The following is a 25,325-nucleotide window of genomic DNA, read 5'->3' as shown; positions in this document are numbered from 1 at the left end:
GGATATAAAAATAACGGAGAGCACCTTCCTGCCCTGCTTAAAAAATACAATCTGAAGGCTACTGTTTTTATTCCGACCCGCTATATCGAGGCCGGCTATAAAAATTACCGGATGATGACCTTTGAAGACATCCGTCATCTCGACAGGAACTACTTTGAGATTGCCCTTCACAGCCATGAACATCAGAATTTCAGGAATGTTTCTGCAGACTTCATAGAAAAAGATCTCATCACCAACAGGCAGATTCTGGACAGGGAGCATATTCCCTATTCCAGGGTCCTCGCCTATCCCTATGGAAAATACCCGAAGAAAGATCCTGAAAAAAAAGCAGTCTTTTCCGTACTCAGATCGTCAGGAATTGATTATGCTGTAAGGATTGGCAACAAAATCAACTATTTCCCTTCAAAAAGCCCCTATGAATTATGCCGCATCGATATAAAGGGCAAAGATTCCATGCTTCATTTCAAATTAAAACTTATCTTTGGAAGATTAAAACTGTTTTAGGACAGAAAAATTTGATTTGGAATGACAGAAAAGGTTGTGATCAATGTAAGTGCTTTAATCATAACATACAATGAAGAAAAAAACATAAAGGAGGTACTGGAATGCTTCGATTTCTGTGAGGAAATCATTATTGTGGATTCTTTCAGTACCGACAGGACGGTAGAAATTGCAGCGGCCCATCCGAAGGTTAAAATCATCTTGCACCAGTTTGAGGACTTTACCACACAGCGAAATCTGGCCCTTGATGCAGCAAAAAATGACTGGGTCCTGTTTCTGGATGGCGATGAGCGGATTACTCCGCCCCTGAAACGGGAAATCATCCGGGTACTCAACGGAACACAGAAAAAAGATGTGTATTATTTCTATAGGAAATTTTATTTTGCAGGAAAGCCGATTCACTTTTCCGGAACGCAGACGGATAAGAATGCCCGGCTGTTCAGAAAATCGAAAGCCCGCTATATCAAAGGAAAAAAAGTTCATGAAACCCTGGAAATTAAAGGCAGCGCAGGAAGCCTGAAAAATAAACTCCTGCATTTTTCCGTTACAGATTATGAGTCTTACAGGGAAAAAATGATTCATTACGGAGTCCTGAAAGGACAGGAACTGGCTTTACAGGGCAGGAAATTCAGTCTTGTAATGCAATATGTAAAAACGACATTGAAATTCCTGAAGGCTTACCTCCTCCGCCTGGGGATCCTGGACGGCAAAGAAGGTTTCCAGCTCTCATACCTGCAGTCGCTGAGCGTTTTCGAAACCTACCGATCATTAAAAAAACATCAAACCTGACTGAATGAAAATTTGTGTAATCAGTTTCGATTTTTGGGGATACGACCAATACATTGTCGAAGCCTTACGTACGAAAAACATCGATGCCCACCACATCAAAATCGGTGATATTACCCACTCCGGATTCGGTGAGCGGGCGGCCAACGCCATAAGTAAAGTCTTCCTGAACAAAAACCTGAAAAAAGAAAAGCGACAGAAATTCGTAACCGATTCGCTGACGGACTTGGGATATCAGGATCAGGTTCTGATCCTGAACCCCGACACTTTCGATCTTTCCACACTGGAATTTATCAGAAAAAATACCGGCCGGCTCATTACTTACCTCTATGACAGCCTGGACCGTGTACCGGTAGAAAAAGAAAAGCTTGCCCTGTTTGATAAAATATTTTCCTTCGATGTCGCAGATATCAGCAAGTACGGTTATGAAAAAATTACCAATTACATTTATCTTCCCTATACTTCCTGCAGCAGCCAGCATCCGGAAACCGATCTTTTTTATATCACATCCTATGACAACAAGCGCATAGCCCTTATCAAGAGGCTGACAAAGCGGCTGCTTGAGCTCCGGTTGAAATTCCGCATCATGGTGATCGGAAAAAAAGGATGGAAGCATCAGCTTAAAAATCTCTTTGTTGCCGTACCAGAAAACCTGCATATCGTATTCAGCATCAAAAAAATAAGCCATACAAAACTTCCGGAATATTACAGGAGATCCCGAGTACTCCTGGACCTGACCCGTGAACAGCAATACGGCCTCAGCTTCAGGGTTTTTGAAGCAATGGCATTAGAAAAGAAAATCATTACCGATAACGAACTGATCAAAAGCTATGACTTCTACAATCCCAATAATATTCTGATACTCAACGAAACCTGCAGCAATCTGGAGCGGTCTTTCTTTGAAATGCCTTACGAAAAAATTCCGGATGACATTTACCGGAAATATACACTGGACCATTGGGTAAATACTGTTTTTAAACTGAATACATGAAAATTTCCGTAGCATTATGCACCTATAACGGCGAACGTTTTTTAAAAGCACAGCTTGATTCTATTTTTGATCAGACTTTACCTGTTAATGAGATTATTATCTGCGATGACGGTTCTACAGATCAGACAGAAGCTATCCTCCGGGAATACCAGAAAAAACATCCTGAAACAGTAAAAATTTACATCAATGGTAAAAATCTTAAAAGCGTAAAAAACTTTGAAAAAGCCATATCCCTCTGTACCGGCGAAATTATTTTCCTCTGTGACCAGGATGATATATGGGAAAAAGAAAAAACAAAAAAATTCATTAAGTACTTTAATGAATTTCCTTTAATAAGGGCAATATGCAGTAATGGGATCATCATTGATAATGATGGAAATCCGGTTGATCAATTGACAATCTGGAGCATACCTAAACTGTTACAGGAAGCCGGGATTACAGTGGACTATTTTAATATCATTGCATTTATTGAAAATATTGCTACCGGGGCAGGCATGGCTTTCAGGAGCAGTCTCAGAAAGGACATCCTTCCCATTCCTGAAAAAAGCGGTTTTCATCATGATGAATGGATTGCTCTGGTGTCATCTCATGAAAACGGATTTATGTTCATAGAAGATCAGCTCCTCAGATACCGTGTCCACGATAACCAGCAGGTAGGGGGTATAGGTTATAAAAATACAGATTCTACGCGAAAAAAGCTCATCCGCCACTTTGATCTTTTTTCCGGACAAAAAACATTTTCCCAGTACAAAAAATTTCTCAAGCGGCTGAGCGAAAGTTATCAGAAGCACCTGGAACTTATTTCCCGACCAGAAAACATCCACACTGATATTTCAGAAGAAATTATTCAGCAATGTAAAGAACTATTTCATTTTCACAGGAAAAAAATGAAGAATAAATTTCCGGTAAGGTTTTTTATTCTTACTCTTGCAGACTATTTTAGTAAAAAAAGAAAAATACAATGAGTTCTGAAAATATTTTCTTAAAAAATAAATCCATTATTATCGTTATTCCCAACGATTTCGGACTTCCTGAATCATTTAAGAAAAATCTGGAATTTTTAGGCATGCAGGTTCATCTTTTACCCTATTCTGACGATTATAAAAGCCTTACATTTTCAGATAGGATAAAGCATACTCTCTGTAAAATATTTAAAAAAGACCGTTCTTACAAGAAAAGAGTACTTGAGCATAATAGAATGCAAAGCCACAGGATTATTCATCATAAGATACTTTCCACGATTTCTGATAAAACAGATTATGCACTGCTGTTACGCCCAGATCTTCTGCATGATGATGTAATTGAAAAGATTAAACAATCAACAAAAAAAATGATTGCTTATCAATGGGATGGTCTTGATAGATACCCTGATATTAAAAGTAAGGTAAAATACTTTGATCACTTCTTTGTATTTGATAAAAAGGATCTAAGCTATAACAGTAAATTTAAACTTATCAATAATTTCTATTTTGATTATGATCTTACTTGCGATACAGTTTCGGAAAATGATGTATTTTTTATTGGAAGCCATATTGACAACAGGATGCCGAAATTAAAAGAAATTTCTTTATATCTGAAAGAGAACAATTTTAAAACCAGTATTAACGTAATGGGAAGTTCACGCAGGTATATCCGGGAAAATCCACAGTCAGGAATTCATCATATTGGAAAAGCCCTTAACTTTCAGGAAAACTATGACACGATTAAAAAATCAACAGCCATTCTGGATCTTGTAAATAATGTTCATAATGGTCTGTCGTTCCGTGTCTTTGAATCGATCGGACTGAAAAAAAAATTAATTACAAATAACTCTGAAGTTAAAAATTATGATTTTTACGATGAGAATAATATTTTTGTGCTTGGGGATAGAAAACTGGAAGATCTGAAGGAGTTTATTTCAACGCCGTACAGGAAAATTGATGATACTATAATGGAGAAATACAGTTTTACCAACTGGATTTATCAGATTTTAGAAGTTTCCGTTTAATTACAATTTATTATTTAGAAAATGACAATTTCAGTAGCACTATGCACTTATAATGGTGAAAAATTTTTGGAAGAGCAGATTAATTCCATTTTAGATCAGACAATTGCTGTTCATGAAATCGTAGTCTGCGATGACAGATCTACAGATGCTACTTTATCCATATTAGATAATTATCTGGAAACATATCCTGAAGTATTTAAAATTTTCAGAAATGACACGACGCTAAAAAGTGTCAAAAATTTTGAAAAAGCCATATCCCTCTGTACCGGCGATATTATTTTCCTTGCTGATCAGGATGATTACTGGTATAAAGATAAAGTGGAGACCATTTTAAATTTTTTCAATCATCATAGAAATATAAATGTGATATGTACCAATGGGCATGCTATAGATAATGAATCAAGATTTCTTGAGAATCATTTCGTAACATGGGATGTTTTTCTGCAGTTTACCAATGAAACTTCAAATTTTTCACTTTTTGACTTTCTTATTCAAAAAGGAAATTTCGCAACTGGTGCAAGCATGGCATTCAGGAAGTCGATAAAAGATTTCATACTTCCTATCCCTGAAATCAAGGGATTTCATCATGACGAATATATTGCACTGGTGGCTGCCAGCAATGATGAAATTGCCTTTATCGGTGAAAAACTAATTAATTACAGAATCCATTCTTCACAACAAGTAGGAGGCATTGCTTATCATCACGATAAATTTGATTATCAGGAAATACTGGATTATTTTAAATGGAATGCAGATAATTCGGTTAATGATTTTAAGACCCTAAAACGAAGAATAAAATCACAAATTATCTGGTATAATAAGTATATGCCAATTTACAAAGAGAAAATAAGTGAAAAAGCATTTAACCGCATAAAAAATGGTTTTCTACAGCGGTTGAATACCAATATTGCTATGATGAAATCCAGACATCCTGTAAAATACAAAATTTTATCTACTGCAGATAAAATACTTAATAAAAGACAGCTGAAAAATTAGAGGTCAGAAAGGTCATTTACTCCCTCTCGTATTCATCCTCAATCCTCACAATATCATCTTCCCCGAAATAAGTTCCGGTCTGGACCTCGATAAAAACCACGGGCTTTGCAGAAAGATTCATCATTCTGTGCTTTGATCCCAGAGGAATGAAAATGCTTTCACCATATTTCAGATTGATTTCTTTATCGTCCAGCACAACTGTGGCATCCCCTTCAATGATGGTCCATTGCTCCTGTCTCTTATGATGATACTGATAGGAGAGCTTCTGACCCGGATGTACCACAATCTTTTTGAGTTTATAATTGGGTTCATCGGCCAATACGTAATAGGTGCCCCACGGTCTTTCGCCAATTTCTAACATGATCTCAGGTTTAATATTTATACAAATGTAAAAATTCAGATCAAGAAAGCCAACAAACCCGGACATTAATCATTCCTAAAACATATAATTTTACCTAAATTTGCACAAAATTTTAATTGATATGGAGAAAGTAAGAGTACGTTTTGCTCCAAGTCCTACCGGACCTTTGCATCTGGGAGGCGTAAGAACCGCATTATATGATTATCTTTTTGCCAAAAACCAGGGCGGCGAGTTTGTATTGAGGATTGAAGATACCGATACGGCCCGTTATGTGGAAGGAGCAGAAGACTACATTGAGGAAGCTCTGGAATGGTGCGGAATTATCGCCGATGAAAGCCCGAAGAAAGGTGGGAAATTTGCACCGTACCGCCAGTCCGAAAGACGTGACATCTATGACCGGTATACCGGACATATCCTGAAAACGGACTATGCCTATATTGCTTTCGATACTGCTGAAGAACTGGATGCCATCCGCGGCGAATATGAAGCCAGAGGGGAAGTTTTCTCTTATGATAACAGAACCCGTAATCAGTTAAAAAACAGCCTTACCCTTTCTGAAGAAGAAGTAAAACTTTTACTCGATGAGAAAACACCATATGTGGTGAGGTTTAAAATGCCGGTAGACAGGACACTGAACCTTGAAGACATCATCCGCGGCAGATTTTCCGTAAATACCAATACGCTGGATGACAAGGTACTTGTAAAAAACGACGGAATGCCGACTTACCATTTCGCCAATATCATCGATGACCATGAAATGGAAATCTCCCATGTGATCCGTGGTGAAGAATGGCTGCCATCTTTGGGACTGCATACGTTACTGTACGAAGCCATGGACTGGAAAGCCCCACAGTTTGCCCACCTTTCACTGATCCTGAAACCGGAAGGAAAAGGAAAATTAAGTAAAAGAGACGGCGACAAGTTCGGGTTCCCGGTGTTCCCGCTGGACTTTACAGATCCTGCTACGGGGAATGTCTCCAAAGGATACAGGGAAAGCGGTTATCTTCCTGAAGCATTCATCAATATGGTAGCGCTTCTCGGATGGTCTCCTGCAGACGACAGGGAAATCCTTTCACTGGAAGAAATGGCTCAGGAATTCGACCTGAATAAAGTTCACAAGGCCGGCGCAAGGTTCAGCAAAGAAAAAGCGGAATGGTTCAACCATCAATATATTCAGCAGAAATCTGATCAAGACCTGCTTCAGATTTTAAAAAGCTCAGAATCAGGCCTGTCGCTTTCCGATGAAAAATTACTGAAGGTGATCCATCTGATGAAAGAAAGAGCTACTTTTCCGAAAGATATTTATGAAAACGGAAGATTCTTCTTTGAAGCCCCGGTTTCCTATGATGAAAAAGCCCTGAAAAAAGCATGGAATGATGAGACTTCAGCAATTATGGCGGATCTTGCTTCAGTATTGGAAAATACGGAGTTTACGGCTGAAGCCCTGAAACAGGCTGTTCATCATATCGCAGAAAGCAAAGGCCTGGGAATGGGTAAAGTCATGATGCCGCTTCGCCTTGCACTGGTAGGAGAACTGAAAGGGCCGGATGTACCGGACATCCTGGAACTGCTTGGAAAAGAGGAAAGTATCTCCAGAATCAACAATGCAGTCAATAATATTCAATAGATTTTCATAATTTTTCATACATTTGAAAGATTTAATTTACTTCAAGAAATGGAATATTTAAGTTTCGAACTTCCTATCAAAGAATTGGTAGACCAACTTCAGACTTGTTCTTTAGTAGGAGAAGAAAGTGGTGTTGATGTAAAATTAGCATGCAGCCAGATTGAGGATAAGATTGCGGAAAAGAAAAAAGAGATCTACTCCAACCTTACCCCTTGGCAGAGAGTACAGCTGTCCCGCCATCCGGACCGTCCTTATACCCTTGATTACATCAACGGTATGGTAGACAAAGGAAGTTTCCTGGAACTTCACGGCGACAGAAACTTTGCCGATGATCCTGCCATGATCGGCGGACTGGCTACCCTAGACGGCCAGAAAGTAATGATCATTGGTACCCAGAAAGGACGTACCACCAAAGAAAGACAACACAGGAGGTTCGGGATGCCGAATCCTGAAGGATACAGAAAAGCGCTGAGGCTGATGAAGCTTGCCGAAAAATTCAGGGTTCCGGTCATTACCCTCGTTGATACACCGGGGGCCTATCCGGGACTGGAAGCGGAAGAGCGCGGACAGGGAGAAGCCATTGCCAGGAATATTTTTGAAATGACGATGCTGAAGACTCCGATCTTCACCTACATCATCGGTGAAGGAGCCAGCGGCGGTGCCCTGGGAATCGGTGTCGGAAATAAAGTGTACATGCTGGAAAATACCTGGTACACGGTAATTGCTCCGGAAAGCTGCTCCTCTATCCTCTGGAGGAACTGGGACCATAAGGAAGATGCCGCCAATGCACTGAACCTTACCCCGAAAGATGCATTAAGAGAAAAGTTCATCGACGGGATTGTGGAAGAACCGCTGGGAGGTGCCCATTATGATCCGCAGGCCACTTACCAGAACCTTAAAACCTCGATTCTGCATAACATCAAAGCATTCTCTAAATTTACAGGGAAAGAGCTGGAAACCCAAAGGCAGGACAAGTTCATTGCCATGGGACAGTTTAAAGGATAAAAAATAAAAAACCCGGTTAAGAAAATCTTAACCGGGTTTTTTTTTAGGTTACAGTGATATGCTATGCTATTCACTCAGGTTGAGCTCGATCTCGATATCCTTGGTGATTTTTTTCAGGGAAGAGTATTTGGCATCGCAGACCATGGTGGTCAGGATGTACTCCCCTTTTTCTACCAGCAGGAAATTCTGGCCGTTGGCCGGCACATCCAGGTTGTAGTATTTCTTACCGTTGATCTTTACGATCAGGTTGCATTTCGACCGGTTTCTGATATTGATATAGGCTTCTTTGTCCATCGGATCATTATTGAAAAGGTGGGTCAGCATGGCGGCTGTTCTTTTGTTCTGTTCACTGGGCCCTGCTTTTTTGCTGCTGCTGCCTACGGCTGCATAATTTACCGTTCTTTCAGGAGCCGCTGTTCCTGCATTGGAAGCCAGGGTCTTGGAATTGTTGAGGCTGTTATTGTCCAGGATCATCTGCTTCACTTTATCTTCACTCAGGGTTTTGATGGTGGGTTTGGCTTCCGGGGAATTGTTCGCCATGATGATCTGCATCAGCTTGCGTTTGAAATAATCGGTTTTGGCATGTCCGGGATTCTGTTTCAGGAATCCGGCAACGATGCGGGCTTCCGCGGTAGACTCGGCATCGCTTTCCGTATAGATGATGGCGGTTTCTTTTTCTACGATGGCCTTGGATTTTGCTTTTTTCTTTTTCTGGGAAAAACCTAAGGTAAACAGGCATAAAAATATAAGGAGAAATATTCTTTTCATGAAGGAAACATTTAAAAACTATTAAATATATAAATAACGCAGAAAGTCATCTTTTAGTTTGTCATTAAAATCATTATCTTTGCACTGCTTTAAAATTAAGCTAAAAATTAATACTAACCGTTACATATAAAAATAATAGATATTATGTCTTATACACCAGCTGCTGCGGACGTAGCAAAATTGAGAAACCAGACAGGTGCAGGGATGATGGACTGCAAAAAAGCTTTAGTGGAAGCTGAAGGAGATTTCGAAAAAGCAGTAGATATCCTTAGAAAAAAAGGACAGAAAGTTGCGGCTAACAGAGCAGACAGAGATTCTTCTGAAGGAGCGGTAATCGCGAGAGTAAACGAAGACAATACATTAGGTGTTGTAATTTCTTTGAACTGTGAGACCGATTTCGTTGCTAAAAACGAAGCGTTCATAGAATTGGCTTACGAACTGGCTGAGATGGCCATCTTCGCAGCTACAAAAGAAGAACTGTTGGCTACGGACTTCCACGGACTTACCGTTGCTGAAAAATTAATTGAGCAGACCGGAGTAATCGGTGAAAAAATCGAGATCGGTGCATTCGAAAGAATCGAAGGTCCTTTCCTGGGAGCTTACATCCACGCCGGAAACAAAATCGCTGCGATCACTTCACTTTCTGCCAAGGTAGACGGAGCTGACGAGGTTGCTAAGTCTGTTTCTATGCAGGCCGCTGCAATGAACCCGATTGCTCTTGACGAAACAAGAGTTTCTCAGGAAACCATTGATAAAGAGCTGGAGATCGAAAGACATAAACTTACTGAAGAAGGTAAGCCTGCCAACATCATTGATAACATCCTTAAAGGGAAGATGCAGAGATTCTACAAAGACAACACTCTGGTACACCAGGATTTCATCAAAGACAGCAGCATGTCTGTTGCCGATTATGTGAAGTCTGTAAACGGAGACCTGAAAGTAACAGGATTCGTAAGAGTAAGCTTATAATCTTTTCAGGTTAAAAAAATGGTTCCCGGTGATTTGATCACCGGGAATTTTCTTTTCTGGCGGCTATTGATCCCGCTATACATTAACCTATTATTAAATATTCCAATAACCTAAATTTAAGTCAGTCTGAAGGGAAACCTTGCTAGGAGCAGCTCTACTACTTACATTTGCAGCCCTTCATCGATGGCCATGAAAAAAATTCCTGCTGCTGATCTCACCTCTTTTATTCAATTGTTAATGCCCACAACCTGATACAGAACATTGGTTTACCATAAAGCCTGACTCCACGATCAAAGCAACTCCGGAACGGTGCCAGTATCTTTCAACATATGTCCTGAAATGGACGGAGCCTGATACCCGGTTGCCTGTTTCCTATTCCGGAAGGATCCTGATTAAAAACAGGGAATAGTATACATTTTATCTGTACCCATCATAATCCCAACGTATCTCTCACCGGAATTTGTATTTTTCTCCTAAGTACAGATTGACTTAAATATTAAAAAAATATTAAAAATTCAACAATATAACTTATTATATAAATTATCAATGTTATTTATATCCTATGTAAGCTTTTAATATTTACATTTGCTGCAGTTATTGAGGAATATGAAAAAACTTTTACTAGCTGTCTTTACCTTCTTGTGTTTATCGGTAACAGCCCAACTGGATACCGATCACTGGTTTGCACCGATGGCTGCAAGAACCGGTCTTGCGGGCCTGCAGGGATATCTCTATCTTTCCACAGATGAAAGCACACCTTTTACGGTACAGATTTTCAGTGGAAACAGTCTCTTCAATACGGTCCAGGTAAGCAAGGGAAACCCGGTGCAGGTCAGTATCCCAAATAATTTCATGATCACAGACCAGCAGGGCGATCTTTTCACTCCCAATACCATGGGTATGTTTGTAAAAGGCAGTAAGAAGTTTTTTGCCAATTACCGTTTTTCCGTTCCCAACCATGCAGAAATCATTACTTCCAAAGGACTGGCCGGCCTCGGTACAACCTTTTATGCAGGTACTGTACCGGTTACCGGCCCGAATACCTATGTTAATTCCATGATTGGTATTACGGCCACCGAAGATAATACCACTGTAGTTGTTTCCGGTTACGACCCTACCGTTGTTTTCTCCGATGGCATCTCTTCACCCACCCGGACTTTCACGCTGAACAGAGGCCAATCCTATATTATGGATGCCATCAGTACCGATTCCGCATCTAACCTGGAAGGTCTCGTGGGAGCCAAGATCGTGGCAACCAAGCCCATTTCGGTAACCAACGGAAATTTTAACGGAATCTACACGAACCTCAATTATACCAACAACGACATCCTGATGGACCAGGGTGTACCGGTAGACAGGCTGGGAAAGGATTTTGCCTTGGTAAAAGGAAACGGGAATATTGTTTATGAAATGGAAACAGCCCTGATCATTGCTACAGAAAACAATACCCAGATTTCCTTTAACGGAGGGGCTTCCACCATCACCCTGAATGCAGGCCAGCATTATATGGTTCCGAGCACCAATTACATCAACCAGGGCGGAGGAAATTACAATATGGGGATTTCTGCCAATAAAAATATTTATGTGTACCAGCTGCTGGCCGGTACTACGGGAAGCGCCGGTGTCAATGAGTATGCAGCCGGCGGGATGAACTTTATACCGCCCTTAAGCTGTTTCATGCCGAACAAGGTAGATGAGATCGGATTTATCAACAAGATTGGAAATGCTTCCTACAATACCCGTCTGAATATCATTACCCAGACCGGTGCAACGGTAACCTTAAACGGAAACCCGATTCCCGCCGCCAACGGTCCCTATTCCGTAACAGGAAACCCGAACTGGGTAACGTACTCCGTCCTGAATGTCTCAGGAACCATTGCCGTAAATTCTACCAAATCCGTTACGGCAGGGATTGCGGCAGGCAGCGGCGCTGTAGGTTTCGGAGGATATTTTGCCGGCTTTTCATCGGTTCCCGTTATTTCGAAAACAGGAGACTGTTATGCCGGGATTGTGCTTCAGGTCGATAATACCTATGATACTTACCAATGGTCTTTAAACGGAAATCCGATTCCGGGAGCCACCTCCTACTCTATTAATCCTGAGGTTTACGGCCCTGGCAATTATACCTGCCTGGTGACTAAAAACAACTGCGGATTTGTTACTGCCAACAACTACTTATACACGTTGTGCCCGCCGATAACCACTACAACCTTTACGATAGGATCCTGCAATACCAAAGTCATTTCGCCTGTATTTACCAGCTCCACACAGGCAATTTCCCCTGCAGTCACCAGCATTGTCTCAGCTCCGGCTTCAGGCTCAGCCACGGTGAATCCGGCAACGGGGCAGATTACCTATACCCCGAACGCAGGCCTCACGGCAGATACTACGGATACGTTTGTCTACTATGTCCAGGGAAGCGGCAGCCCGGCAGACTTTGAATATTTCAAAATCATTCTCAATATTGATGTTCTTCAGACAACCGATGCTTCTATGACATCCTGTGCGGACGGCAATGGAAACGGAAGCTTCAATCTTACTTCTGCTGCCGTCACTCCGGACACAGGAACTACGGTACAGTATTTTACCAGCCCATCGCTTGCAGGAACCTCTATTGCGAATCCTGCGGCCTATACCGGACCTGCAGGCAGTATTTATGCCGAAGTAACATCCCCATACGGCTGTAAGAAAACGGCTCAGATTATACTGACCGTACTTCCATCCCCGAATGTGAATACAAATAACTATAATGCCACCCTTTGCGACGATAATTTCGACGGTATCATAAATGTGAGTTTTCCGGCAATTACTCCGGTGATTGTAACAAATTCTGCAAATTTCAATACCAGGTACTATTTGCTACAGACGGATGCCAATGCCGGCAACGGCAATATCCTGCCCGCCAACTGGACCTACACGGCCAATACCACCGTTTACGTAAGGGTGGACGCTGTTTCAGGCAGCTGTCCGCCGGCATTCGGACAGATTAATTTTAAGATAGGCAACAGAATTACCCTACTGACAACCAGTGCCGTACAGGAAGTCTGCGACAATGACCTCAGCGGGGCCGAGGATGTGAACCTGAATACTTATAAAACCCTGTTTACGGCTAATGCTGCCGCGGTATTATCTTTTCATGCCAGTTTAGCAGATGCCCAAAACGGAAGCAATGCGCTTTCACCGGTTCAGACAATAACTTCATCCGGAACTTTTTATATCCGGTTCATCAGTACTTCTGAGTGTGCCAATACGGGAATGCTGAAAATCAGCATCAAATCCCCGAAAAAATCAGTCCAGCTGAAAGACCAGACGGTATGCAGCAATGAAAAAGCGACACTGGATGCAGGGACAGGATTTACCTCCTACACATGGAACACCGGGGCAACGTCACAAACCATTACTGCAGGAGCCGGAGACTATTGGGTAGACCTTGGGTTCAACGGCTGTGTGTACCGGCAATATGTAAAGATAAGTATCGTTGCGTTACCGGTGATTGCCAAAGTTGAGGTTTCAGGTGCTACGGCTACCGTTTCAGTTACCGGAGGCAATGCGCCGTACCAGTATTCGCTGAACGGAATTGATTACCAGTCTTCCAATATCTTCCAGAATCTTTTGAGGGGTCCGCATACCGTATATGTTCTTGGGGCAGACCGGTGTACGCCGGTAATCAGGGAGTTTCTGGTACTGAACCTGATCAACGCCATTACCCCGAACGGCGACGGCTACAATGATGTTCTGAACTATTCCGAGCTCAGGATCAAAGAAAATGTCTCCATAGAAGTGGCAGACCGTTACGGATTTATGGTATACCGGTCAGAAAATAAAAATTATATCTGGAACGGAAAGGTCAATGAAAAGCCATTACCAACCGGAACCTACTGGTATTTACTAAAATGGACGGAGCCCGATACCAAATTGCCGATTTCGTATTCCGGATGGATTTTAATTAAAAATCGTGAATAAAATGTAATTTTCATTAACATTAATTAACAGTATTTCAAATATTATATTAAATTTGTAGAAATCCTAATTCCATTCACATGAAAAGATTTCTACTAAGTTTAGTATTGCTTTTTCTTACAGGTAATGTCTTGTTTGCCCAAAGGGACTCAGAACATTGGTTTGCACCTATGATGTCACGTGCCATGATGAGCTCCCAAGCTCAAGAGATTTATTTTTCTACTGATTCCCCCACTGTTTTTCAGGTAGAAATATACAATAATAATGTTGTTATAGGTACCGTTAATATTGCTAAAGGTCAACCTGCTGTCTTTAATTTGCTAAATAATACCATACCAGCAACATCAAGCCTGATAGAGACTAATTCTTCCCAACTATTTAAGCCTATCAACAGAGGGATCTATACCAAAGGTCCTAAGTCTTACTATGCCAATCTTAGGTTTTCAATTACCAGTCATGGTGAAATTGTGACTTCTAAAGGAAAAGGCGGTATCGGAACTAAATTTTACGCTGCTGCTGCACCGATTACAGAAGCTGGCAATTCCCTGTATAATTTTACAACGGGCATTATGGCTACAGAAAACAATACATCGGTTACCGTTTCAGGATATTCCCCATCAGTTGTATTTTCCGGACAACCAGCACCTACTCCTTCAACTTTAACTTTTACCCTTCAAAAAGGGCAATCTTATATTATTGAAGGACAAGGCACGGTAGCAGGGAATCAGACAGGTTTTATAGGGGCTAAAATAGAAGCTACCAAACCGGTATCTGTAACCAACGGAAATTTCAACGGTCAGTTTTCCTGGGGGGCTGTTAGTCTGAGCTCAGATATTATTATGGATCAACCTGTTCCTGTAGACAGGCTCGGAAATGAATTTGTACTGGTAAAAGGAAATGGAAATGTTGAAGCAAAAATGGAAGATGCTTTAATTATTGCTACGGAAAACAATACCGAAATACGTGTTAATGGCGGTCCTGTAGTGGCTACCCTCAATGAAGGACAATTTTACAGGGTGAATGGCCCGAATCCGGGAGTCCCTGCAAATAATGTAAACTATATTGATCAGGGAAATGGACATTATAACATGTATATCAAAACCAGTAAAAATGTATATGTTTATCAGTTGCTGGCTGGCCTGGCAACCAGTATTGCAACACTTGGATACAACTATATCCCCCCGCTGAATTGTTTCCTTCCAAGAAAAATTGAAGAAATTTCAGCAATCAATAACCTGAACGGAAGCTTAAATGATATTAAACTTAACATCCTTACTGAAGCTGGTGCTGCTGTTACGGTAAACAATGTAACTCCGTCAGCGGTAGAAGGCCCGTATCCTGTTCAGGGAACTTCAGAATGGGTTTCCTATTCTATTGCCGGATTGACAGGAAATGTTACAGTAACTTCAACTAAAGCCGTAACTGCAGGAATTGCGGGAGGGAGCGGTGCCGTTGGATATGGAGGCTACTTTGCCGGCTTCTCTTCAATCCCCGTTATTGCCAAGAAAACAGGTGAATGTGTACCCGGGATTGTTCTGGAAGTAGATGATAGCTATGAAACCTATCAGTGGTTTGTAAACGGTAATGCCATTGCAGGCGCTACTCAGAATACCCATACCCCTACGCAGGCCGGAAACTATACGGTAAAAGTTACCATGGGAGCCTGTATTGCACAGACCACCCCTATTTATAAAGTCTATTCATGCATCAGGAATACAACGGCAAATCTGAGTTCCTGTGCTACAAAAGTAATTTCTCCGGCATTCTCTTTCAGCACCACCCAGACTCCGGTACCAAGTACAGTAACCATTCTTACGTATCCTACTCATGGTACGGCTACCCTGAACGCTGCTACCGGCCAGATCACCTATATTCCGACTACCGGATATGTAGGTCCTGATACCATCGTTTATCAGTTCTGCGGAAACGGCACTGAATTCATAGACTGTGAAAAAGTTACCCTTAATCTGAACGTCGTTCCTTTCATATTGACGGATGCCACCATAAAAGGATGCCAGTATAACGGAAAAGCATTTTTTGACCTCACTACAGCCAATGTAACGCTGCTGACCAATGTGGTGAAGAAATTTTATCTTACCATGAATGACCTGAACGCATCCGTGAATGAAATCAGCACCCCTACCAACTACCTTTCTTCACAGGGAACAGTTTATGTAAAAGTAACAACCGATGAAGGCTGTGTAGGATCAGCAAAAATTACACTGGAATTCAACCCTTCACCTGTCGTTAATGAGGCTACTTTAAGCGAATGCTTCCTTACAGCAGATGAAACAAAAGCCAAGTTCGACCTGACGATCGCCAATGTTTCCTCTGAAAACCCTATTACCAAAAAATATTATCCGACTTTTGTGGACGCCAGCAATAACACCAATGAAATTCTGGTTCCCGACACCTACATTTCAGGAAACGGTGCAGTGTATGTACGGGTTTTCAACAGCTTCCAGTGTTATGCGATTGCCAAAGTAATCCTGAATGTCATTCCTCCGAAAAGATCTGCTGTGCTCACGGATAAAACCATCTGTATCAATGACAGGGTAAATCTTGATGCCGGTCCCGGATACCAATCTTACGAATGGAGCACAGGTGCTACGACACAGGTTTTGTCCGGTGCTACCGTAGGCGATTACTGGGTATTGCTGGAGGATAACGGCTGCTTCGTAAAACAGTTGGTAAGTGTAAAGAAAGCACAGAACCCGGTGATTACAGAACTTGAAATTTCCAATAACACCGTTACCGTTCATGTATCCGGAGGCAAGTCCCCTTATCAGTATGCGGTGGATGCACCGACCAACTGGCAGGATTCCAATGTATTTACCGGACTCTCCAGAGGGCAGCATGTGTTTTATGTAAAAGATGCCTATAACTGTGAGCCTGTATCTGTAGAAATCACGGTACCGAACCTGCTGAATGCCATCACTCCTAACGGAGACAATAAGAATGACGCCATTGATTACAGCGAACTGGCCTATAAAGACAACCTGAGCTTTGTGATTTATGACCGCTACGGAAATAAAATATTTACCGGTAATACATTCAATAATTATAAATGGGACGGAAAACATTATGAAAAGAAACTCCCTACCGGAACCTATTGGTACCACATCAACTGGAATGAACCGAACAAAGAAAAAACCCCGGTAAAATATACCGGATGGATTCTGGTAAAAAATATCAACTAAGATCATTCAATCATCTAAAAACCACAGTGCCCTGCATTGTGGTTTTTTATTGAAAGTACAGGATGGAGAAGAGAAAAAAAGTAAGTGTATAGCAGAATTCCCGTAGCTCCAGTACACCTCTTCAATTTTCTGATGACAATAGCATCAAAATCGCTTTTCCAAACCGTTATTTTTATATATTTTTTAATTCGAAAACAGTTTTTATTATTAAATTTGTAATAATTACCACCTCTGAATGAATAAAATTCTCTCTTTTCTCCTTATCTTTTATTTCTTCAGTTCTGTATTTGCACAACTGGACAGGGAACATTGGTTTGCCCCCATGATAGACCGTACGGGGAACCCCAATCCTTACCAGAAACTCTATTTGTCTACCAACCGCACCACTTCTTTCCCGGTGAGTATTTATAACAACAATGTGCTTATTGCAACGGTAAACATCAGCAAAGGAAATCCACAGAAAGTGGATATTCTCCGGGACTATATCATTACGACACAGCAATCCGATCTTTTTACGCCAACTACAAAAGGATTGTATGTAAAAGCTGAATTTCCGTTTTATGCCAATCTGAGATTCTCGGTATACAATCACGCCGAAATTATTACTTCAAAAGGGATTCCCTCAACCGGCAAACTTTTCTATGCTGCCAATGCCCCCATCACGGTAAACAGCAATATTCTTAATTTTATGGCGAGCGTCCTCGCTACAGAAGACAACACCACAGTAACCGTTTCCGGGTATAAGCCTTCCGTACAGTTCTCCAACGGCACTACAGGAACCACCACACCCGCAATGACATTTACCCTGAACAAAGGGCAATCGTATATCATTGATGGCAACGGCCTCAATACTGCCAATTCCGATGGATTTATCGGAGCCAAAATTGCATCCAATAAACCTGTTAACGTTACCAATGGAAATTTTAACGGTCAGTATGCAGGGAATCACCCCAACAGCTCGGATATCCTGATGGACCAGGCCGTCCCGGCAGACCGGCTGGGCAATGAATTTGCCCTGGTAAAAGGGAACGGAAGCATTACTTCCAATATGGAAGGAGCCCTTGTCATTGCTACCGAGAACAATACGGAAGTACGTGTAAACGGTGAGACGGCTTCCATCGCTACCCTGAATACTGGTGAATACTTTATGATTCCCGGTACCAAGTATCAGCTTCAGGGAAGCAACGGACATTATAATCTGTATATCAGAACAACAAAAAATGCCTATATCTATCAGGTGCTGGCCGGGAATTCCAATGCTGCCGGAAATGAAGTAGCTACCGGCGGATTTAATTTTATTCCGGCACTGAACTGTTACCTTCCCAAGCAGATCAATGAACTGGGCTTCATTGACGAAAACTTTGTCTATTCCATGGGCAATCCGAACGGGATCCTTAACATTCCTACCAAACTGAACCTGATTACGGAAAGAGGGGCCGTTGTTACCGTAAACGGAGCAGTGCCGCCTGCCGCTACGGGGCCTTTTGATATGACGGGAACAACCAACTGGGTGACTTACGGGATACCCAATACCACAGGAACCATTACCGTTGTTTCTTCCAATGCTATTATGGCAGGCATCAATGCCGGAAGTGACGCAGTAGGCTACGGCGGATTTTTTGCAGGTTTCCCCACACAGCCTGTAATTTTAAAATCAGGAGGCGACTGCATTCCCGGGATCATACTTACCGTTGATCCTGTTATTTATGACACCTATCAATGGTACGTCAACGGGACACTGATTCCGGGTGCTACGGGTTCGTCGGTTACTCCTTCACAGCCGGGATATTATACCTGTTCTGTCACAATGGGAAGCTGCGCCCCTTTGGTAACGGCCCAATTCAAAGTTCTTAATTGTACGAAGTTCACCAGCCAGTCCTATGATGTCTGCACCACAAAGACCATTACCCCGGCATTTTCCTCTTCCAGCCAGGTTCCCGTGCCTTCAACCGTAGCTGTCCTTACACCGCCTGCTTCAGGAACGGTTTCCGTAAACCCTGCAACAGGCATCATTACCTATACAGTAACCAATCCGGGAACACCCGGAACAGATACTTTCACATATACTTTCTGCGGAAACCATCCTGACTTCCCGGATTGTGAAACCGTGACAGTCACTGTTAATATCCAGTCGCTGACAGTGAACAATGCCGTACTCAGCAGTTGCGATACCGGTTCCGGACAAGGGATTTTTAACCTGACCACAGCAAACGTTACCTCCAGCACTCCGGTCATCATCACCTATTATCCTTCCCTGCAAACCGCACAGAACGAAACAGCGGGAACCATGATTACTGCACCTGCTACCTATTCTGCACCAAACGGAACCATAGTCTATGCAGTGATAAAAAATACGCTGGGATGTAAAAGCATCGCCCAGATTACCCTGAACGTATATCCTTTTGCCAATGTGGCAAACAACTATACCGTATCACTTTGCGATGACAATTTTGACGGCATCATTACCGTAACCCTGTCTTCCATTACTCCGCTGGTGCTGGCTAATGCAGCTTATTTCACCAGCGTAAAATATTACGGCAATATCAATGATGCCAACAGCGGAAGCGCCAATACCCTTCCGAACAGCTGGTCCTATACCGCAACGACTACTATTTACATCCGCGTGGAATCTCCCGACGGATGCCCGCCGGTAATCAAGCCCATTGTATTTACCTTCGGCCCTCAGGTTCCGCTGCTCAGAACAGTTTATACGGTAACCTTATGCGATAATGATCTGGACGGAATCAAATCGACAGACCTGATGTCGTTTGTCAGCCAGTATACGACTGACCCCCTGGTAACGGCCACTTTCTATTCCAGCCTTGCAAATGCACAGAATGCAACGGGACAGATTGCCAATCCGGCCGACCTCTCAGGAACACAGACCATCTACATCCGTTTTGAAAAAGCAGGAGCCTGCCCCAATATTGCATCCCTCACCGTCACCCTAAAAATACCCAAGCACTCCACAGTCCTGACCGATCAGATCATCTGCCCGAATACGGGAACTGTATTAAATGCCGGTCCCGGATTCGACAGCTACCTCTGGAGTACTGGGGCCACTACCCCTTCCATCACCAACGTAACCGCAGGAAATTATTGGGTAGACCTGACATTCGATGGCTGTACTTACAGGCAGCCCGTAACGGTAACAACGTCCGTACTGCCGGTAATCACCCTGATCGAAATTACCGACAATACGGTAACCATAGGCGTAAGCGGAGGAAACCCGCCTTATGAATATTCAATTGACGGTATGAACTGGCAGATTTCCAATGTATTTACCAATGTACCGAAGGGCAACCATACCGTCCATGTGCGCGATTCCAAAAGATGCGACGAAGTTACAAGAACCTTTACCATCATCAATCTGATCAATACCATTACTCCCAATCTGGATGGGTATAATGACATCATTGACTACTCTTCCCTGATGGATAATAAAAACATCGAGTTCAGGATTTTCGACCGTTACGGTGCCGAGATTTTCAGGGGTAACCCTACCAACCGTTTTATCTGGGACGGACTGGTAGGCGGCAGGCACACCAATACGGCAACGTACTGGTATTTCATTAGCTGGACGGAGTTCGGCGGAAGCACTACCGTGAAATATTCCAGCTGGCTGCTGGTAAAAAATTATTAGGCTATCCTTATAACATTCATTAACAATTTTAAACTAAAGTTTAATATAATTTTAACCTGCGTGCATTTATAAAACAGCTCTGAGTTGATGCAATTCTGCGTAATTTTGTTTTCATTATATGAAGAAGCTATTTACCCTGTTGCTGCTGGTTTTTCTTGCAAAAATCAATGCCCAATTCTATTCCGGAGAAGTTTTTTTAAGAGACAACTCCATCCTTTACCTGAACCAGGTATATGTTACCAACCTGACAACCCAGAAGACAGTTCTCAGTGATTACAACGGTGACTTCAAGCTGCCGGCCAGTGCAGGAGATATGGTGCGTTTTACCTCTATCGTTACCGAAAGGAAAGATGTTAGGCTGACCCCCCAGATGATGGAGCAGAAGAATCTGATGGAGCTGAAAATTGCTTATTATGATATTCAGGAGGTGGTCATAAACCGGTTCAAGCCTACCGGGAACCTCCGGTATGATGTAAATGCGCTCCGGAAGGAGGATAAGGGACTGGCTATAAAGAAAGTAATCGGTTTGCCTGAGCCAAAAGGAGACGGAACGCCGCCGCAGCTTCCGGTAGCGGGGCTTCGGGACGGCGGCCTTACTTTCAGCCTTGAAAGCATTTATGACATCCTCTCCGGGGAAAGAAAGAAAAAGCAACGGTACATTGCTTATGAAAGAATGAACAGCTCGGTAGCACAGATCAGGAATTACCTGGGAAAAGATTACTTCACAAGGTTCAGAATCCCTGAAAACCTCATTGATAATTTCCTGCAGTTTGTTTATTCTTCGGAAAACATAGAACCTTATGTACTGGCCGGGAATTTTGAAGCCATCAAGATCCCGATCGAAAAATACCTGCCGATCTACCAGCGGAGACTCAGGAATTCCCATCTTCAGGAGATCCTGAAATAAAATCAGCCACACGCAACATACCATGTACAGCATGAATTGCTGTACATTTTTTTGTTTTTATGGAAATTATAGTAATTTTATCCCGGCTTGTATTTCGGTCTATGATCACAGCGGTATCTGATATACAGGTCCTATGCAGAAGTTGAGAAATCGTTTAAGTTAAATTTTAATGCATGAAAAAGTTATTCCTCCTGTTCAGTGCCTTTCTTTTTGTAAATTTTTCAGCCCAGTCCAGGGGCAAGGATTACAGCAGCATTCTGAAAAGCAAAAGCATATATGAAATCAATGCATTTCTAAGAGATGCGCATCCTGATGATCCGAGAAGGTCTGTCCTGAAACCCAGGGTCATGGAAATGATGAAAGACTACATTAAAAATGCCAAGCCAGGAGATAGTAAGGTAAAGCAGATGCAGGACTGGCTTGCCATGCTGAAGAGGCGTCCGTCTACAAAAATATCTTTTGATGAAATGAATGCCATCATCAAACAGAAACAAATTGCCAAATACCAGAAAGAGCTGCAGGTAGGCCAGTCGGCAGTGGTCTATACACCCAGTAATCCGCAGAATGTATATATCGCAGCGGCGGCCTCCAACTCAAAAACGGCGGCCATTCCGGATACGGAGGCCACGGAATTCAACATGCTGATGGCCGAAAACCCGGTAGAACATAAGAATAAAACCGTCAAAATCCTCAATTCCCTGTTTGATAATGACCCGAATGCCACGGAATGTATTGTGATGATCGAGAATAAATCCGACTGCAATATCATCATCCGGATGGAAGGAATCGGGACAACGAAATACCGCCTTCCGGTTCCTGCCCATGGAGACAATTCCATTGTGGTGCAGAAAGGGGATTACCTCTTTACCGGTATCGTCTGTGGTGCACAGTATGCCTCACAGAAAACCATACAGAAACCATTGATGGTTGCCCTGGGAAGCTCGTCTAAGAAATAAGACCGGCGTACAGTAAATAAACCGGCGTATCTATGGAATTTTCATTATTTTTACAGGATTTTAGTAATGTCCCATGGGTAAAAATAAATTAGCAAGATTCGCAGAAAACAAAATATTACCGAATGTTATTCAGCCGACACGTGAAGAAGCACTGAACGGCTTTCATCTCAAAGGAAAATGGAGATCTGATTTTTTCAGGAATGACCATCCTATCGTCCTGGAGCTGGGTTGTGGAAAAGGAGAATATTCGGTAGGGCTGGCCAAAACTTTTACGGAAAAGAACTTTATCGGCATTGATGTGAAAGGAGCGAGGTTCTGGTTCGGTGCCAAGGAAGCAGTAGAAAATAACATGCAGAATGTGGCTTTCCTGAGGACACAGATTGAACTGGTGGATTATTTCTTCGGAGAAAATGAGGTGGATGAAATATGGATTACTTTCCCGGATCCGCAGATTAAATACAAGCGCACCAAGCACAGGCTTACCCACCCGGATTTCCTGGCCCGTTATAAAAAGTTCCTGAAGCCCGGCGGAATCATCCACCTAAAAACCGACTCCGAATTTCTTCACGGGTATACACTGGGCTACCTTCAGGGAGCAGGTTATGAAATCATCACAGCGCACCATGATATTTACGGCGCGGTGGAATACAATCCAGATACGCCTCACCTGAGAGACATCCGGACTTATTATGAAGAATTGTTTTCCGCAAAAGGGAAAACCATTACCTATATTAAATTCAGAATTCATTAAACACTAAACAATCTATGATGAAAAACACAATTATTTCGAACACATTGACGCATTTTCAAACACAGGTAATTTACAGGTAAACTTTTTATTAATCTGATGATATTCCGGGCTGTAGTTTATTACATCCCACTATTGTCATAAATAAACACAAAATCTATGAAAAAAATTACCTTTGTGATGCTGTCATGCATGTTAATGGCTGCATGCCGTACTGCATCTCCTGAAATCAGCTCCCGGAATATCCTGGAAAGTAAAAATATCAAGGAGATTGAGGAATTTCTGAAAACCTGCCATCCTGATGATCCCAGAAAGGCGGTTCTGAAGCCTAAGCTGATCGCCCTTAAAAATGCCGAATGGACAAAAGGCAGCAAAACGGCACATCCGATGGAAGCCCGGCCCGTCATTTCCGAAATTCCCGGTCATCTCCTGAAGAATTCCAACTCAGCTGAAGCCGAAGAGTTCAAAAGGCTGATTGCTTCTACTTCCGCACAGCACTCTGAAAAGACGGTAAAACTGCTTAATGCAATGTTCAACGAAGATATCAGCAGCAAAGAAGTTATCCTGCTGTTCAAAAACCAGTCGGACTGCAATATGATCGTCAGGATTCAGGGAAAGGACTTTTACAACCTGGCAGTCCCGGCAAAGAATGAAAACTTTATGGTCATCAATAAGGGCACGTATACCCTTACCAGCAATGTCTGCGATGTGATGTACACTTCAAAAAAGGAAATCAGCAAAAGTCTTATTCTAACGATTAATAATCCGGTGCCGGCGGGAAACAAAAGTCTTCCTGAAAAGAAGTAAAAGCGTTACATTTATAGTCATAAAAAGAGATTATGAAAATATTTTGTTACGCTTCGATTCTCCTTTCCCTCTTTATGGGAAGCTGTGAAAGTACACACCGGGTTTCACATCCTCCGGTAAGAAGGCCTGCCGCACCGGTTTCCAGGACAGGAAGCCCGTCAAGCCCTGCCCTGCAGACAGAAACTGAGTACCAGGCGCTGATAAAAACCTATAAATCTGAAACGGCTGCTGTACTGACGGACATCCTGAATGGCGGATCCACGGATCAGGGGAAAACATCCGTTACCGTGGAAAATAAATCCCGCTGCAATATGGTGCTTACCATCAGTGGAAACAATTATTTCAAGAAAGTACCGATAGGAGCCGGTAAAATAGGGGCTGTCATGGTTCCCAACAACCAGAATTATAACCTTTCCGGAATGGTGTGTGACGCGGTTTATCAGAAAGCGCGGTTTATTGCGGGTCCGCAGCGGCTGTCCGTTTCCAATTAAACAGGAAGGTCTTTTCCGGACTGAACAAAGCGTCAATTACCTACAATATCAACTGCGGACAAAACAAAAACCGCTGAATTAGAATTCAGCGGTTTTCTTATCGAGTAAAGAAATCGTCAATTATTCAGCGTCGAAATCAGCATCTTTATCAGCAGATACTACTTCTCCTTCTTCTTTTGATTTTTCTTTGTCAGCTTTTCTCTGAGACTGCCCTTCTTTGATAGAATCTGAAACGATGTTTAAGATCATATCAATAGATTTAGAAGCATCATCGTTTCCTGGGATTACGAAGTCTACTTTTCTTGGGTCAGAGTTGGTATCAACAATACCGAAAACAGGAATTCCTAATTTCTTAGCTTCCGTTACGGCAATATGTTCTCTCATGATATCTACCACGAAGATTGCAGAAGGAAGACGAACCATGTCTGCGATAGAACCTAAGTTCTTCTCCAGGTTGGCTCTCTGTCTGTCTACCTGTAATCTTTCTTTTTTAGATAAAGTTTCGAACGTACCGTCTTTTTTCATTTTGTCGATAGAGTTCATCTTTTTAACAGCCTTTCTGATGGTAACGAAGTTCGTTAACATTCCTCCAGGCCATCTTTCTGTGATATAAGGCATATTC

At 42.3% G+C, this 25,325-nt stretch carries 20 protein-coding genes; 17 read left to right on the top strand and 3 right to left on the bottom strand.

Annotated features, from left to right (window positions below):
- From QZ735_RS11675 to QZ735_RS11650, 6 genes are all read left to right on the top strand, one after another.
- Nucleotides 1–504, top strand: a 504-nt coding sequence (locus QZ735_RS11675; RefSeq protein ID WP_294248506.1) for a polysaccharide deacetylase family protein, incomplete at its 5' end; no start/stop codon positions are given.
- Nucleotides 505–525: 21 nt separating this feature from the next.
- Nucleotides 526–1,290, top strand: coding sequence for a glycosyltransferase family 2 protein (locus QZ735_RS11670; protein WP_294248504.1), 765 nt, complete (start codon nucleotides 526–528; stop codon nucleotides 1,288–1,290).
- A gap of 4 nt (nucleotides 1,291–1,294) precedes the next feature.
- Entirely contained in the window at nucleotides 1,295–2,278 is a 984-nt protein-coding gene (locus tag QZ735_RS11665; RefSeq protein WP_294248501.1) for a hypothetical protein, read from the top strand.
- Nucleotides 2,275–3,243: a glycosyltransferase family 2 protein gene (locus QZ735_RS11660; protein WP_294248498.1), complete on the top strand. Its 969-nt coding sequence runs from the start codon at nucleotides 2,275–2,277 to the stop codon at nucleotides 3,241–3,243. Before QZ735_RS11665 ends, QZ735_RS11660 begins: the two co-directional genes overlap by 4 nt.
- Nucleotides 3,240–4,265 (top strand): hypothetical protein, encoded by a 1,026-nt coding sequence (locus QZ735_RS11655; RefSeq protein ID WP_294248496.1) that lies wholly within the window; start codon nucleotides 3,240–3,242, stop codon nucleotides 4,263–4,265. Before QZ735_RS11660 ends, QZ735_RS11655 begins: the two co-directional genes overlap by 4 nt.
- Before the next feature lie 21 nt (nucleotides 4,266–4,286).
- Complete coding sequence (locus QZ735_RS11650; RefSeq protein ID WP_294248494.1) at nucleotides 4,287–5,261, top strand: glycosyltransferase; 975 nt, start codon at nucleotides 4,287–4,289, stop codon at nucleotides 5,259–5,261.
- A gap of 16 nt (nucleotides 5,262–5,277) precedes the next feature.
- Here the strand turns inward: QZ735_RS11650 and QZ735_RS11645 are convergent, their stop codons facing one another.
- Entirely contained in the window at nucleotides 5,278–5,622 is a 345-nt protein-coding gene (locus QZ735_RS11645) for a phosphomannose isomerase type II C-terminal cupin domain (protein ID WP_294248492.1), read from the bottom strand.
- A 121-nt stretch (nucleotides 5,623–5,743) separates the two neighbouring features.
- On the opposite strand from QZ735_RS11645, the gene gltX reads away from it, so the two are divergent.
- The gene (gene gltX / locus QZ735_RS11640; RefSeq protein ID WP_294248489.1) at nucleotides 5,744–7,249 is read left to right on the top strand and encodes a glutamate--tRNA ligase; all 1,506 of its coding nucleotides are present in this window, start codon (nucleotides 5,744–5,746) and stop codon (nucleotides 7,247–7,249) included.
- Between the two features lie 48 nt (nucleotides 7,250–7,297).
- Nucleotides 7,298–8,254, top strand: a complete 957-nt coding sequence (locus QZ735_RS11635; RefSeq protein ID WP_294248486.1) for an acetyl-CoA carboxylase carboxyltransferase subunit alpha — start codon at nucleotides 7,298–7,300, stop codon at nucleotides 8,252–8,254.
- A 66-nt stretch (nucleotides 8,255–8,320) separates the two neighbouring features.
- On the opposite strand, the gene QZ735_RS11630 is transcribed toward QZ735_RS11635, so the two are convergent.
- Nucleotides 8,321–9,022 carry a DUF6759 domain-containing protein gene (locus QZ735_RS11630; RefSeq protein WP_294248481.1) on the bottom strand — a complete coding sequence of 234 codons (702 nt, stop codon included), beginning with the start codon at nucleotides 9,020–9,022 and terminating at the stop codon, nucleotides 8,321–8,323.
- 144 nt (nucleotides 9,023–9,166) lie between these two features.
- Here QZ735_RS11630 and tsf point away from each other — a divergent pair, with 144 nt between their 5' ends.
- The 9 genes from tsf to QZ735_RS11585 all read left to right on the top strand — a co-directional run bounded on the left by tsf (nucleotide 9,167) and on the right by QZ735_RS11585 (nucleotide 24,703).
- The gene (tsf, locus tag QZ735_RS11625; protein WP_294248479.1) at nucleotides 9,167–9,991 is read left to right on the top strand and encodes a translation elongation factor Ts; all 825 of its coding nucleotides are present in this window, start codon (nucleotides 9,167–9,169) and stop codon (nucleotides 9,989–9,991) included.
- Nucleotides 9,992–10,597: 606 nt separating this feature from the next.
- On the top strand, nucleotides 10,598–13,954 hold the full coding sequence (locus QZ735_RS11620) for a T9SS type B sorting domain-containing protein (protein WP_294248476.1): 3,357 nt from the start codon (nucleotides 10,598–10,600) through the stop codon (nucleotides 13,952–13,954).
- A gap of 77 nt (nucleotides 13,955–14,031) precedes the next feature.
- The gene (locus QZ735_RS11615; protein WP_294248474.1) at nucleotides 14,032–17,151 is read left to right on the top strand and encodes a T9SS type B sorting domain-containing protein; all 3,120 of its coding nucleotides are present in this window, start codon (nucleotides 14,032–14,034) and stop codon (nucleotides 17,149–17,151) included.
- A 235-nt stretch (nucleotides 17,152–17,386) separates the two neighbouring features.
- On the top strand, nucleotides 17,387–20,794 hold the full coding sequence (locus tag QZ735_RS11610; RefSeq protein WP_294248471.1) for a T9SS type B sorting domain-containing protein: 3,408 nt from the start codon (nucleotides 17,387–17,389) through the stop codon (nucleotides 20,792–20,794).
- Between the two features lie 118 nt (nucleotides 20,795–20,912).
- Nucleotides 20,913–21,701, top strand: a complete 789-nt coding sequence (locus QZ735_RS11605; RefSeq protein WP_294248468.1) for a hypothetical protein — start codon at nucleotides 20,913–20,915, stop codon at nucleotides 21,699–21,701.
- Nucleotides 21,702–21,874: 173 nt separating this feature from the next.
- Entirely contained in the window at nucleotides 21,875–22,657 is a 783-nt protein-coding gene (locus QZ735_RS11600; protein WP_294248465.1) for a DUF6759 domain-containing protein, read from the top strand.
- Between the two features lie 73 nt (nucleotides 22,658–22,730).
- The gene (trmB, locus tag QZ735_RS11595) at nucleotides 22,731–23,408 is read left to right on the top strand and encodes a tRNA (guanosine(46)-N7)-methyltransferase TrmB (RefSeq protein WP_294248462.1); all 678 of its coding nucleotides are present in this window, start codon (nucleotides 22,731–22,733) and stop codon (nucleotides 23,406–23,408) included.
- A 156-nt stretch (nucleotides 23,409–23,564) separates the two neighbouring features.
- Nucleotides 23,565–24,212: a DUF6759 domain-containing protein gene (locus QZ735_RS11590; RefSeq protein WP_294248459.1), complete on the top strand. Its 648-nt coding sequence runs from the start codon at nucleotides 23,565–23,567 to the stop codon at nucleotides 24,210–24,212.
- Nucleotides 24,213–24,244: 32 nt separating this feature from the next.
- Nucleotides 24,245–24,703 carry a DUF6759 domain-containing protein gene (locus tag QZ735_RS11585; protein WP_294248457.1) on the top strand — a complete coding sequence of 153 codons (459 nt, stop codon included), beginning with the start codon at nucleotides 24,245–24,247 and terminating at the stop codon, nucleotides 24,701–24,703.
- Nucleotides 24,704–24,823: 120 nt separating this feature from the next.
- On the opposite strand, the gene rpsB is transcribed toward QZ735_RS11585, so the two are convergent.
- On the bottom strand, nucleotides 24,824–25,325 hold a 502-nt coding region (rpsB, locus tag QZ735_RS11580; RefSeq protein ID WP_294248456.1), incomplete at its 5' end, for a 30S ribosomal protein S2.

It is taken from the genome of uncultured Chryseobacterium sp. (assembly GCF_913776365.1).
GTDB lineage: Bacteria > Bacteroidota > Bacteroidia > Flavobacteriales > Weeksellaceae > Chryseobacterium.
The sequence above is the reverse complement of the archived record's forward strand: the minus strand, read 5'-3'. Positions and strand labels throughout refer to the sequence as shown.